The 13,072-nt window shown below is 67.8% G+C and carries 13 protein-coding genes; 11 read left to right on the top strand and 2 right to left on the bottom strand.

The features are described from left to right. Nucleotides 1-3: 3 nt before the first annotated feature. Nucleotides 4-1,104, bottom strand: a complete 1,101-nt coding sequence (gene nadA / locus CDA09_RS03960) for a quinolinate synthase NadA (protein WP_121427428.1) — start codon at nt 1,102-1,104, stop codon at nt 4-6. Nucleotides 1,105-1,178: 74 nt separating this feature from the next. Then, complete coding sequence (locus CDA09_RS03955; protein ID WP_121427427.1) at nt 1,179-1,631, bottom strand: rhodanese-like domain-containing protein; 453 nt, start codon at nt 1,629-1,631, stop codon at nt 1,179-1,181. Between the two features lie 54 nt (nt 1,632-1,685). Here CDA09_RS03955 and CDA09_RS03950 point away from each other — a divergent pair, with 54 nt between their 5' ends. The 11 genes from CDA09_RS03950 (at nt 1,686) to zapD (ending at nt 13,069) form a co-directional block, all read left to right on the top strand. Continuing rightward, complete coding sequence (locus tag CDA09_RS03950) at nt 1,686-2,867, top strand: cation diffusion facilitator family transporter (RefSeq protein ID WP_121427426.1); 1,182 nt, start codon at nt 1,686-1,688, stop codon at nt 2,865-2,867. Between the two features lie 278 nt (nt 2,868-3,145). Further along, nucleotides 3,146-4,555: a type I glutamate--ammonia ligase gene (gene glnA / locus CDA09_RS03945; RefSeq protein WP_121427425.1), complete on the top strand. Its 1,410-nt coding sequence runs from the start codon at nt 3,146-3,148 to the stop codon at nt 4,553-4,555. Between the two features lie 137 nt (nt 4,556-4,692). Continuing rightward, complete coding sequence (locus CDA09_RS03940) at nt 4,693-5,160, top strand: DUF4124 domain-containing protein (protein WP_121427424.1); 468 nt, start codon at nt 4,693-4,695, stop codon at nt 5,158-5,160. A 59-nt stretch (nt 5,161-5,219) separates the two neighbouring features. Further along, the gene (gene glnL, locus CDA09_RS03935; protein WP_121427423.1) at nt 5,220-6,290 is read left to right on the top strand and encodes a nitrogen regulation protein NR(II); all 1,071 of its coding nucleotides are present in this window, start codon (nt 5,220-5,222) and stop codon (nt 6,288-6,290) included. A 43-nt stretch (nt 6,291-6,333) separates the two neighbouring features. After that, nucleotides 6,334-7,752: a nitrogen regulation protein NR(I) gene (ntrC, locus tag CDA09_RS03930; RefSeq protein ID WP_121427422.1), complete on the top strand. Its 1,419-nt coding sequence runs from the start codon at nt 6,334-6,336 to the stop codon at nt 7,750-7,752. Between the two features lie 102 nt (nt 7,753-7,854). After that, nucleotides 7,855-8,664, top strand: coding sequence for a biotin--[acetyl-CoA-carboxylase] ligase (locus CDA09_RS03925; protein WP_286164372.1), 810 nt, complete (start codon nt 7,855-7,857; stop codon nt 8,662-8,664). Further along, complete coding sequence (locus tag CDA09_RS03920) at nt 8,661-9,389, top strand: type III pantothenate kinase (protein ID WP_121427421.1); 729 nt, start codon at nt 8,661-8,663, stop codon at nt 9,387-9,389. Before CDA09_RS03925 ends, CDA09_RS03920 begins: the two co-directional genes overlap by 4 nt. A 48-nt stretch (nt 9,390-9,437) precedes the next feature. Further along, nucleotides 9,438-10,802 carry a TrpB-like pyridoxal phosphate-dependent enzyme gene (locus tag CDA09_RS03915; protein ID WP_121427420.1) on the top strand — a complete coding sequence of 455 codons (1,365 nt, stop codon included), beginning with the start codon at nt 9,438-9,440 and terminating at the stop codon, nt 10,800-10,802. A 42-nt stretch (nt 10,803-10,844) separates the two neighbouring features. Further along, complete coding sequence (locus tag CDA09_RS03910; protein ID WP_121427419.1) at nt 10,845-11,576, top strand: SPOR domain-containing protein; 732 nt, start codon at nt 10,845-10,847, stop codon at nt 11,574-11,576. Continuing rightward, on the top strand, nt 11,573-12,190 hold the full coding sequence (gene coaE, locus CDA09_RS03905; RefSeq protein WP_121427418.1) for a dephospho-CoA kinase: 618 nt from the start codon (nt 11,573-11,575) through the stop codon (nt 12,188-12,190). Before CDA09_RS03910 ends, coaE begins: the two co-directional genes overlap by 4 nt. Before the next feature lie 123 nt (nt 12,191-12,313). Then, complete coding sequence (gene zapD, locus CDA09_RS03900) at nt 12,314-13,069, top strand: cell division protein ZapD (RefSeq protein ID WP_121427417.1); 756 nt, start codon at nt 12,314-12,316, stop codon at nt 13,067-13,069. Nucleotides 13,070-13,072: the final 3 nt, after the last annotated feature.

The following is a 13,072-nucleotide window of genomic DNA, read 5'->3' as shown; positions in this document are numbered from 1 at the left end:
TGCTCAGGACACCGCGAGCATCCGGTCCAGCGCCACCTTGGCGAGCCCGGCCTCGTGCGGCGGCACCTGGATGTGATTGACGGGCTTGCCGTCGGCGAGGTTCTCCAGCGTCCACGCGAGATGCTGCGGGTCGATGCGCTGCATCGTCGAGCACATGCATACCGTTGGCGCCATGAACTGCACGATCTTGCCCTCGGGCTTCACTTCCTCGGCGAGGCGGTTGACCAGGTTCAGCTCCGTGCCGACCAGCCAGCGCGTGTTGGGCGCCCCGGCCTTGATCACGTTGATGATGTACTCGGTCGACCCGACATAGTCGGAATTCACACACACCTCGAGGCTGCTCTCCGGGTGCGAGATCACCAGCCCCTCCGGATGCTGCATGCGCCAGCGGCGGATATGGCTCTCCTGGAACATCTGGTGCACCGAGCAGTGCCCCTTCCACAGCAGGATCTTCGCGTTGCGGATCTGCTCCGGCGTGAGGCCGCCGTATTCCAGATCCGGATCCCACACCACCATCTGCTCGAGCGGGATGCCCTTCTTGTAGCCGGTCCAGCGGCCGAGGTGCTGGTCGGGGAAGAACAGCACCTTCTCGCGCTGCGCGAAGGCCCAGTCGAGGATCACCGGCGCGTTCGTCGAGGTGCACACGATGCCGCCGTGCTCGCCGCAGAAGGCCTTCAGGTCGGCGGCCGAGTTGATGTAGGTGACCGGCGTGATCAGCGCGTCGGGCGCGCCGAGCACTTCGCGCAGCTCGCGCCAGCAGCGCTCCACCTTCGCGAGGTTGGCCATGTCCGCCATCGAGCAGCCCGCTGCCAGATCCGGCAGGATCGCCTTCTGGTGCGGCTGCGACATGATGTCGGCGACTTCGGCCATGAAATGCACGCCGCAGAACACGATGAACTCGGCATCCGTCTGCGAGGCGAGGCGCGACAGCTTCAGCGAGTCGCCGGTGAGGTCGGCGTGCTGATACACGTCCGCGCGCTGGTAATGGTGGCACAACAGCACGGCCCGCTCGCCGAGCCGCGCGCGCGCCGCGCGGATGCGCTCCTGGGCCTCGTCGTCGCGCAGGACGTTGAATCGATCGAAACTGATGGTGGCGGTCTGCATCGTCTTTCGGTAAATCGGTCGGAAGGATGTCAATCAAACCGGCTGTCCGCCGGCGTGTCAAATAGGTGCGTCGGTCAGCCCTGCTGCCACGGCAGACCGGCATGGCGCCAGCCGCCGATGCGGTTGCGCTGGTGGTGCGCGTCGCGGTCGCCCTCGAAGCCTTCCAGCACGTTGTAGCAGTTCCGGTAACCGGCCTCCGTCGCAGCGCGCGCGGCCTTGTCCGAGCGCGCCCCCGAACGGCACATGAACATCACGAGCGCCTCGGGATCGACCTCGCGCCGGAACTGGGTGAGGAAATGCGGGTTCGGCTGGTTGCCGGGATAGCCCATCCATTCGATCTCGACGGCGCCGGGGACGCGGCCGACCCAGTCCCACTCGGCGCGGGTGCGTACATCGACGAACTTCGCGCCGGGCGCGAGCTGCCAGACCTCGTAGGCTTCGGCCGGTGTCAGCGCCCCCGCATAGGGCAGCCCCATCTCCTGCGCACGCTGCTGCGCGAGGCGGAGCAGGTCGGTCAATTTTCCCATTGCAGCCATCCGGATAGAATCGTTCGATCGAACACCGAGTATACCGCTCACGCCATGGACCACCCAACAGCACGCAACACGCGCAGCACAGGACGGGATGCCGCGCGCGCGCGCGGCATCCAGCGCACCGCGCTGACCGCCATCGTCACGAACACGCTGCTGTCGGCCGGCCAGATCGCCGTCGGCCTGTTCGCCAACGCCTTCAGCCTCGTCGCCGACTCGGCGCACACGCTCTCGGACCTATTCACCGACTTCCTCGTCCTGGTCGCCGGGCGACGCGGCGCCGAGCCGGCCGACCGCGACCACCCCTACGGCCACGGCCGCATCGAGACCGCGGTGTCGATGCTGCTGGGCGCGGTGCTCGCGGTCGTCGGCGTGGGCTTCCTGTGGAGCTCCGGCCTGCGCCTGCAGCACATGGCCGCCGCGCCGCCGCTGCATCCGGCGGCGCTGGGCATGGCGCTGGTGACGCTCGTGGCGAAGGAAATCCTGTTCCGCTACACGCTCGCCGCAAGCCGGCGCCTGAAGGCCCCCGTCCTCGAAGCCAACGCCTGGCACGCCCGCTCGGACGCCGCCTCCTCGCTCGTCGTCGCCATCGGCATCGGCGGCAGCCTCGCCGGCCACCGCTTCCTCGAACCGCTCGCGGCCGCCGTCGTCGGCTTCCTGATCGTGCACATGGGCGTGCGCCTCGTCTGGCGCGCCGTGCGCGAGCTCATCGATACCGGCCTGTCGGAGCAGGACGTCGCGCGCATCCGCGACACCATCCGCACCACCCCGGGCGTGATCGGCCTGCATGACCTGCGCACGCGGCGCATGGCCGACCGCGTGCTGTGCGACGCCCACATCCAGGTCGATCCCCGCATCACCGTGTCCGAGGGACACCGGATCTCCGACACCGTGTACTTCCGCGTCCGCGCCGCCCACCCCGAGGTGCGCGAAGTGCTGGTGCACGTCGATTCCGAAGACGACGCGATCCTCGCCCCGAGCGCCGGCCCTGCCCCTCTGCCCGGTCGCACCGAAATCGTGCGTACGCTGGAAGACCTGTTCGGCGACGCCCTCGCGGCGCCGCCGCGCGTGCTCATCCACTACCTCGGCGACCGCATCGAGGCCGAAGTGATCCTGAGCACGGACGATCTGGCCGAAACCAGCCGCGAAGAATTGCGCCTGCGCATCGAGACCCTGCTCGCCGAACACCCCCACTACCGCGCCATCACCATCCTGAGCCGAATTGCACCATAACAGTGCCTTCAGGACGGAATCGCGCACCATTCCGGTGCCTTTCGGCACGCATTCATCGTGGGCCGCGGATGGGCGATGCCGAAGGCCCGTCTTCCGCCCTGCCAACCCCCTTCGCGATCAATGCGTTCGCGTGCGGCCGCGCTACGTTCAGCCGCCCTTGTGGCACAATGCCCGGCACAGTCCGATACACGTATGGCACAGATACTGCTTGCTTTCGCCTCAACGGAAGTTTGCCGTTATTAACCAACCGCTTTTGCCTCTTCTCACCAGGAGTGAATATGAACGCTCAAGACGTCATGAAGATGATTCAGGAAAACGAGGTCCGCTTCGTTGACCTGCGTTTTACTGATACCCGTGGCAAAGAGCACCACGTCGGCCTGCCGGTCTCGGCCTTCGAGGAAGACCACTTCGAGCACGGCCACCCCTTCGACGGCTCCTCGCTGGCCGGCTGGAAAGGCATCCAGGCCTCCGACATGATCCTGCTGCCGGAAGCCCGCACCGCCTACATCGACCCGTTCTTCGACGAAACCACCCTGGTGCTGACCTGCGACGTCATCGAACCGTCGGACGGCAAGGGCTACGACCGCGACCCGCGCTCGATCGCCAAGCGCGCCGAGGCCTACCTGAAGAGCACCGGCCTGGGCGACACCGCGTTCTTCGGCCCGGAACCCGAATTCTTCATCTTCGACTCCGTCGAGTGGAACGTCGACATGTCGGGCGTGTATAGCAAGATCATCTCGGAAGAAGCCGCGTGGTCGACCGCCGACAAGTTCGAAGGCGGCAACACCGGCCACCGTCCGCGCGTCAAGGGCGGCTACTTCCCGGTTCCCCCGGTCGACAGCCTCAACGACGTGCGCGCCGCGATGGTGCTCGCGCTCGAAGCGGCCGGCGTGCCGGTCGAAGTGCATCACCACGAAGTCGCGAACGCCGGCCAGTGCGAGATCGGCACCAAGTTCAGCACCCTGACCCAGCGCGCCGACTGGACCCAGATCCTCAAGTACATCGTGCATAACGTCGCGCACCAGTACGGCAAGACCGCCACCTTCATGCCGAAGCCGATCGTCGGCGACAACGGCTCGGGCATGCACGTGCACCAGTCGATCTGGAAGGACGGCCAGAACCTCTTCGCAGGCAACGGCTATGCCGGCCTGTCGGAGATCGCGCTGTACTACATCGGCGGCATCATCAAGCACGCCCGCGCACTGAACGCGATCACCAACCCGGGCACCAACTCGTACAAGCGCCTCGTGCCGCACTACGAAGCCCCGACCAAGCTCGCCTACTCGGCGCGCAACCGCTCGGCCTCGATCCGCATCCCCTACACCGCCAACCCGAAGGGCCGCCGCATCGAATCGCGCTTCCCGGATCCCCTGGCCAACCCGTACCTGTGCTTCTCGGCCCTGATGATGGCGGGCCTCGACGGCATCCAGAACAAGATCCACCCGGGCGACCCGGCCGACAAGAACCTGTACGACCTGCCGCCGGAAGAGGATGCAAAGATCCCGACCGTGTGCACCAGCCTCGACCAGGCGCTCGAGTACCTCGACAAGGACCGCGAGTTCCTGACCCGCGGCGGCGTGTTCTCGAACGACTTCATCGACGCGTACATCGCGCTGAAGATGGAAGAAGTCGATCGCATGCGCATCACCACCCACCCGGTGGAATTCGACATGTACTACAGCCTGTAACCTTCGCGTTGCGCTGAGGTCGAAAAGGGACGGGCATTGCCCGTCCCTTTTTTATGCGGTCTAATGCCCCACGAATTGCCTTGCGGGATCCGTCCGCCGTGGTTCCGGACGCATCCCCGACTCTCCGACCGACGGACATGCGAATACTTCCGGTACTGCTTCTTCTGCTCGTATCACCGCTGGCACAAGCCCAGGTTTACAAGTGCGTCGATGCCAACGGCGCCGTCACCTACACGAACGACCGCAACCAGGGACGCGGCTGCAAGCAACTCGCCGAGGATCAGGCCGTGTCGTCCGTGCCCACCCCCGCGAAGCGCGCACCATCTGCATCGCAGCCGACCCCGTCGAACTTCCCGCGCGTGTCGCCCGACGCGCAGCGTGCCCGCGACGACACGCGGCGGGAAGTCCTCGAAAAGGAACTCGCGACCGAGGAAAGCGCGCTCGCCGAAGCCAACAAGTCCCTTGGCGAGACGGAAGGACGCTACCCGAGCGCCGAGCGCCGGCTGCCCGTCGTGCAGAACCGCCTGCAACCCCTGCGCGAACAAGTAGAACTGCACCAGCGCAATATCGACGCGCTGAAGAAGGAAATCGGCAACCTCAAATAAGGGCACATGCATTCTGGCGTGTTTTTTGCGAGACCACCCGGGACTTCGAGAACACACACATGCCGAATACGCCCAAGCCTCCCGGTCTCGCGGGCCCCTTCGCGGGGCTCGATCTCCTCTCGTCGGCGGTCGTCGTCGTCGATGACCACCTCCTGATCCGCTACCTCAACGCCGGCGCCGAAAACCTCTTCGCCGTCAGCCACCGGCGCCTGATCGGGGCGCCCCTGTCGCAGCTCCTCGGCGAGCCGGCAGGACTCGCCGCCGCGCTCGACAACGCCCTGCGCAGGAACTGGAGCTACACCGGGCAGGATCTCAAGATCGCGCGCCCCGACGCCGATCCGCTGCACGTCGACTGCACCGTGAGCCCCGCCGAGGCAGCCGACCTGCGGCTGCTGCTCGAATTCCGCCCGATCGACGCACAGCTGCGGGTGGCCCGCGAGGAGCAGCTGCTGCAACAGCAGCAGGCCAACCGCGAACTGATCCGCAACCTCGCGCACGAGATCAAGAATCCGCTCGGCGGCATCCGGGGCTCGGCGCAACTGCTCGAACGCGAGCTCGCCGACCCGCAACTGCGCGAATACACCGAAGTGATCATCGCCGAGGCCGACCGCCTGCAGGACCTGATGAACCGGCTGCTGACCTCGCACTGCATGATGCGCCCCAACCAGCTCAACATCCACGACGTGCTGGAACGCGTGCGCCGCCTGATCCTCGCCGAATTCCCCGAGATCGCGATCCGGCGCGACTACGACACGAGCCTGCCGGAACTCACCGCCGACCGCGAACAACTCATCCAGGCCATCCTTAACATCGCGCGCAACGCCGCCCAGGCGATGAACGGCCGCGGCGAGATCCGCCTGCGCACGCGCGTCGCGCGCCAGGTCACGCTCGCGAAGCGCCGCTTCAAGCTGGCACTGGAATTGCAAGTCATCGACAACGGCCCCGGCATCCCGGACGAGATCCGCGACAAGATCTTCTATCCGCTGGTTTCGGGGCGTGAAGGGGGAAGCGGGCTGGGCCTGTCGCTGGCGCAGAGCTTCGTGGAACAGCACCAGGGCATGATCGAGGTCGAAAGCCGCAAGGGCCGCACCTGCTTCACCATCCTGTTGCCGATTATCGACCGTGCCTGACCCCCGACGGGGCGGCCGGTCGCACCAAAAAGGTGCATGCGTAATGAACACCGTCTGGATCGTTGACGATGACCGCTCCATCCGCTGGGTGCTCGAAAAAGCGCTCGGCCGGGAGGACATTTCCCACCGCAGCTTCGCGTCCGCCCAGGAAGCGCTGTCGGCCCTCGAAGTCGAACCCGTCCCGCCCAAGGTCCTGATTTCCGACATCCGCATGCCCGGCGAGTCGGGCCTCGGCCTGCTCAAGCGCGCGAAAACGCTTCACCCGCAGCTGCCGGTCATCATCATGACCGCCTACTCGGATCTCGAGAGCGCCGTCTCCGCCTTCCAGGGCGGCGCCTTCGAATACCTGCCCAAGCCCTTCGACGTCGACCAGGCCGTTGCACTGGTTCAGCGCGCGATCGCGCAAAGCTCGCACCAGAAAGGTGCTCCCGAGAGCGCCACCCTCGCCCCGGAGATCCTCGGCCAGGCCCCGGCGATGCAGGAAGTCTTCCGCGCGATCGGGCGGCTTGCCCAGTCGCACGCGACCGTGCTCATCAATGGCGAATCGGGCACCGGCAAGGAGCTGGTCGCGCGCGCCCTGCACCGTCACAGCCCGCGCACCGACGCCCCCTTCATCGCCATCAACACCGCGGCGATCCCGCGCGACCTGCTCGAATCGGAGCTGTTCGGCCACGAACGCGGCGCCTTCACCGGGGCGGCGGCGCAGCGGCGCGGACGCTTCGAGCAGGCCGACGGCGGCACGCTCTTCCTCGACGAGATCGGCGACATGCCCGCCGAGCTGCAGACGCGTCTGCTGCGCGTGCTGTCCGATAACCACTTCTACCGCGTCGGCGGCCAGCAGCCGATCCGCGCCAACGTGCGCGTCATCGCCGCCACGCACCAGAACCTCGAGGAGCGCGTGCGTCAGGGCCTCTTCCGCGAAGACCTGTTCCACCGCCTCAACGTGATCCGCCTGCGCCTGCCGCCGATGCGCGAGCGCCGCGAGGACATCCCGCTGCTCATCCCGCACTTCCTGCAGAAGAGCGCACGCGACCTCGGCGTCGAGTCAAAGCGCGTCTCGGACGCCGCGATCAAGTACCTGCAGGCCCTGCCCTTCCCCGGCAACGTGCGCCAGCTCGAGAACCTGTGCCACTGGCTCACCGTGATGGCGCCCGGCCAGGTCGTCGAGATCGCCGACCTGCCTCCCGACATGAAGGCCCAGCCCGAACGCGAGGCCCCGATCAGCTGGGCCGACGGCCTCGCGCTCGAAGCCGACCGCCTGATCGCGGCCTCGCCCGGCGAGGTGTTCGACCGCCTCACGCGCGATTTCGAGCGCACCCTGATCCGGCGCGCCCTCGGCGCGACCGGCGGCCGCCGCATCGAGGCCGCGCAACTCCTGGGGATCGGCCGCAACACGATCACGCGCAAGATCCAGGAACTCGGCATGGACGACGAACGCGCGGCGCCGCCGCCGGCCGCCTGACGTCTGCTCCGCCCGGCGGCCGGGATGCCGCGCACCGCACTCGTGCATGCGCATGCAATGTCGGATAATGCAGGTTTTCACGTATCGCACGGGAAGACCGGCTTGAGCTCATCCACCTCCGACGCGCCGCTGAACGCCGCCGCCATCCTCCAGCAACTCGGCGATCTCGCCGGCACTTTCGACGTGCAGGTGCTGGAGGAATGCGCGTCGACGAACAGCGTGCTCATGGACACGACCCCGGCCGACGACGGACGCATCCACGCCGTCGTCGCCGAACGTCAGACCGCGGGGCGCGGACGGCGCGGACGGCAGTGGCAGTCCTGGCCGGGCGGCAGCCTCACCTTCTCGACGCTGTGGCGCTTTGCACCCGGCGCCCCGGTGCCGGCGGGGCTCTCGCTCGTCGCCGGCCTGGCGGTCGTCCGTGCGCTGGAAAAGCTCGGCGTGCAGGGCCTGCAACTGAAATGGCCGAACGACGTGCTCGTGCACGGCCACAAGCTCGCCGGCATTCTCGTCGAACTCCTGCCCGGCCGCGGCCGCACCCCGGCCGCCGTCGTGGGCATCGGCATCAACCTGCACCTGCCCGCGGACGCCCACATTCCCGACCAGCCGGCCGTCACCGACCTCGGCCAGCATCTCGAACCGCTGCCGGACCGCAACCGGCTGCTCGCCGCCGTCCTCGCCGAGCTGCACGTCCTGTTCGACACCTACGCCGCAGCCGGCTTCCCGGCGCTGCGCGGCGCCTGGCAGCAACGCAATGCCTTCGCCGATCTGCCGGTGCGCGTCAGCGGCGACGGGCGCGAACTCACCGGCATCTGCATCGGCGTGGACGACGACGGCGCGCTGCTCCTTCGCACCGACGAGGGCCCGATCCGCATCCTCACCGGCGACGTTTCGCTGAGGGCCGTGCAGTGATCCTGCTGATCGACGCCGGCAACACCCGCGTCAAATGGGGCCTGTTCGCCGGTGGCGCGTGGCAGGACGAGGGCGCGCTGGAACACGGGCACCTCGACGAGTTCGCAACCGTCGCGGCAGCCCCAGTGCGCATCGACCGGGTCTTCGGCTCCAACGTCGCCGGAAGCCACGTCGCCAACGCCATCGCCGAGGCGCTGCGCGGCCGCGCGCCCGCGCCCGAATGGCTGTGCTCCACGGCCACGTGCTGCGGCGTACGCAATGCCTACGACACCCCCGGCCAGCTCGGCACCGATCGCTGGGCCGCGCTGATCGGCGCGCGCGCGCTGCATCCGGCCGCCTGCCTCGTGATCAACGCCGGCACCGCCACGACCATCGACATCCTCGACGCCGACGGCCTCTTCCGCGGCGGCGTCATCCTGCCCGGCGAGCACCTGATGCGCCGCTCGCTCGCCCGCGACACCGCCCAGCTGCCCTTCGCCGACGGGCGCTTCACCAAGGCACCACACAACACCGCCGACGCCATCGTATCCGGCTGCCTCAATGCGCAGGCCGGCGCCGTCGAGCGCATGTTCCGCCAGATCGCCCACGCGCCGCAGGCCCTGTGCCTCCTGAGCGGCGGCGGTGCGGACGCGCTCGCCGAACTGCTCGACATCCCGCTTCGCCGCGTCGACAACCTGGTCCTCAAGGGCCTCGCGGTCGCCGCCACACAGCCCGACACACCCTAGCGCGGGCGCATCGCCACACTGCCGCAAGACACCGAGGGAGACCACAACATGACCGAACCGACCCGCATCCTGCTCGAAGAGAACGAGATCCCGACGCACTGGTACAACGTCGTCGCCGACATGCCCAATCCGCCCACCCCCTCGCTCGGGCCGGACGGCAAGCCGGTCAGCCCCGAGCAGATGATGGCGATCTTCCCGGGCCAGATCCTCGAACAGGAGATGAGCGCCGAACGCTGGATCGCGATTCCCGACGAAGTGCGCGAGATCTACAAGATCTGGCGCCCCAGCCCGCTGATGCGCGCCGTGCGCCTCGAACGCGCGCTGGGCACCCCGGCAAAGATTTTCTTCAAGAACGAAGGCGTCTCCCCGGCCGGCTCGCACAAGCCCAACTCCGCCGTCCCGCAGGCCTTCTACAACAAGCAGGCCGGCATCAAGCGCCTCGCCACCGAGACCGGCGCCGGCCAGTGGGGCTCGTCGATCTCCTTCGCCGGCCAGATGTTCGGCCTCGACGTGCGCGTCTACATGGTCAAGGTGAGCTATCACCAGAAGCCCTACCGCCGCCTGATGATGCAGACCTGGGGCGCCGAGGTATTCGCGAGCCCGTCCGACATGACCCAGACCGGCCGCGACGCGCTCGCCAAGGATGCGGACAACCCGGGCTCGCTCGGCCTCGCGATCTCCGAAGCGGTCGAGGAAGCCGCGGGCCGCGCCGACACCAACTACACCCTCGGCTCGGTGCTCAACCACGTGCTGCTGCACCAGACCATCATCGGTCTCGAGGCGAAGAAGCAGTTCGACAAGATCGGCCTCTACCCCGACGTCGTGCTCGGCCCCTGCGGCGGCGGCTCCAGCTTCGGCGGCATCGCCTTTCCCTTCCTCGCCGACAAGGCCTCCGGCGACAAGCGTGCCGAGAAGCTGCGCTGCGTCGCCGTCGAGCCGACCTCCTGCCCGACGCTGACGAAAGGCCAGTACGCCTACGACTTCGGCGACGCCTCCGGCTTCACGCCGATGATGAAGATGTACACGCTGGGCCACGACTTCATGCCCCCGGGCATCCACGCGGGCGGCCTGCGCTACCACGGCGACTCGCCGCTGGTGTCGCAGCTCTACCACGAGGGCCTGCTCGAAGCGGTCGCCGTGCCCCAGCTCGCCACCTTCGACGCGGGGGTCATGTTCGCGCGCAGCGAAGGCATCATCCCGGCGCCCGAATCCTGCCACGCGATCCGCGCCGCCATCGACGAAGCGCTCGCGTGCAAGGCGACCGGCGAACCCAAGGTGATCCTCTTCAACCTCACCGGCCACGGGCACTTCGACATGAGTTCATACGACCGCTTCTTCTCCGGCCAGCTCGAGAACTACGACTACCCGGCCGAGGCGGTCGCCGCGTCGCTCGCGCACCTGCCGAAGTTCTGAGCGGGCTGCACGAATCGGCCGCCTCTCCGGTAAAGTTCGCCCATGCGCATCGTGTTCGTCATCCTCGTGCTGCTCAACCTGCTCGCCCTGGCATCCATCCGGGGCTGGCTGGGCACCGCTGCCCCGGAAGGCGAGTCCGAGCGCCTCAGCAACCAGCTCAATCCGGATCGCATCATCCTGCGCCCCGGCAGCGACACCCTGCCGCGAGAGACCGAGACCCCGCCGCCGGCCCCCCCCGCGGAGCCGACGGCCGCAGCGCCGGAAGCCGGCAACGGCCGGGCGACAACACCGGCCGCGCCGGCAGCGGCCACTCCCCCGGCAGCGGCCTGCGTCGAGATCGGCGGGCTCGCCGAGAACGAGGCGAACGCCGTCCTGCAGAATGTCATCGCCGGAAAACCGGGACTGCGCACCGACCACAAGACCAGCAGCACGCCCAGCGCCTGGTGGGTACGCATTCCTCCGTCCGGCGGGCGTGAAGCCGCCGAACGGCGCGCCGCCGAATTGCGCGCCCAGGGAATCTCCGAGCTCTTCATCGTGAACGACGCCGGCCCCAACCAGTACGCGATCTCGCTCGGCCTGTTCAAGACCGAAGCCAAGGCGCAGCAGCACCTTGCCAACCTCCAGGCGCGGCAGGTGCGGGGCGCCGGCATCGCCACGCGATCGACCACCATTCACCGTATCGAGGTGCACGGTCCGGCCACCGCGCTCAGGGCCGTCACCAGCTCGCCGACCGTTCGCCGGTCGGGCGCCACCATCAGCGAGTGCACACCATGAGCGACACCCCTTACGTCGTCGGCCTCACGGGCGGCATCGGCAGCGGCAAGAGCGCCGCCGCCGACCGCTTCGCCGAACTCGGCGTCGCGATCGTCGACACCGATGTCATCGCCCACGAACTGACCGCGCCCGGCGGCAGGGCGATCCCCGCGATCCGCGAGGCCTTCGGCGATGCGGTCATCACGCCGGAAGGCGCGCTCGACCGCAAGGCGATGCGCGACCGCGCCTTCGCCGACCCGAACGAACGGCGCCGGCTCGAAGCGATCCTCCACCCCGCGATCGGCGCCGAAAGCCTCCGCCAGGTGAACGCGGCAAGCACGCCCTACGTCATGCTGGTCGTGCCCCTGCTCGTCGAATCCGGCAAGTATCGCGAGCGCTGCCACCGCCTGTGTGTCGTCGACTGCCCCGTCGACGTCCAGATTGCCCGCGTCATGACCCGCAGCAAGCTGCCCGAGGACCAGGTGCGCGCGATCATGGCGACGCAGGCGAGCCGTGAACAACGCCTCGCGGCCGCCGACGACGTCATCAACAACAGCGGCGACCTCGGTGCGCTGATCGCACAGGTCGACCGCCTACACGAAAAGTACCTCGCCGCCGCCCGCGCGGTTGCCTGAAAAGGCCCGCGGACAAAGGCTTTTCGGTCATATTCGGCCCGCAAACGTACGGGTCGCTCTATATCCCCTGTGCTATCATCCCGGCACTAACGGGAGATCCGGTTTTTTTCAGGCGCAAATGCGGTGATCAGCTACGAATATCCTCTTAACGAGCGTATCCGCACCCTCCTGCGTCTGGAAGACCTGTACTACAAGCTCGCGCACTTTTCGCGCGGCGATGCCCCGCAAGACCATCACGTCACGTTGCTGACCCTGTTCGAGATCCTGGAAGTCGCGGGCCGCGCCGACCTCAAGGTCGACCTCGTGCAGGAACTCGAGCGCCAGCGCCAGATCCTCATCTCCTTCCGCAACAACCCCGAGATCTCCGAGGAAGCCCTGTCGGGCGCCCTCTACGAGATCGAGCAGGCGTCGTCGTCGCTGCTCGCCATGGCGGGCAAGATCGGCCAGTACTTGCGCGAGAACGAATGGCTGATGGCGATCCGCAGCCGTGCCTCCATCCCCGGCGGCGTGTGCCAGTTCGATCTGCCCTCCTACCATTTCTGGCTGCAGCGCGACGCCGACCAGCGCCGGCACGACCTCTCGAACTGGGTGCACCCGATGCTGCCGATCCGCGACGGCCTCGCGATCGTCCTGCGCCTGCTGCGCGCCAGCGGCCGCCCCGAAACACAGGTCGCCCGCAGCGGCACCTACCAGCTGATGATGGCCGGACGCAGCGCCCAGATGCTGCGCCTGCGCCTGTCGCCGGCCGACGCGGTCGTGCCCGAGATCAGCGCCAACAAGTACGCGCTCAACGTCCGCTTCATGCTGTCGGAAACGGTCATCCGCCCACGACTGTCCGACCGCGACGTAGAATTCGAACTTACCTTCTGCAGCCTCTGAGGC

It is taken from the genome of Azoarcus sp. DN11 (assembly GCF_003628555.1).
GTDB lineage: Bacteria > Pseudomonadota > Gammaproteobacteria > Burkholderiales > Rhodocyclaceae > Aromatoleum.
The sequence above is the reverse complement of the archived record's forward strand: the minus strand, read 5'-3'. Positions and strand labels throughout refer to the sequence as shown.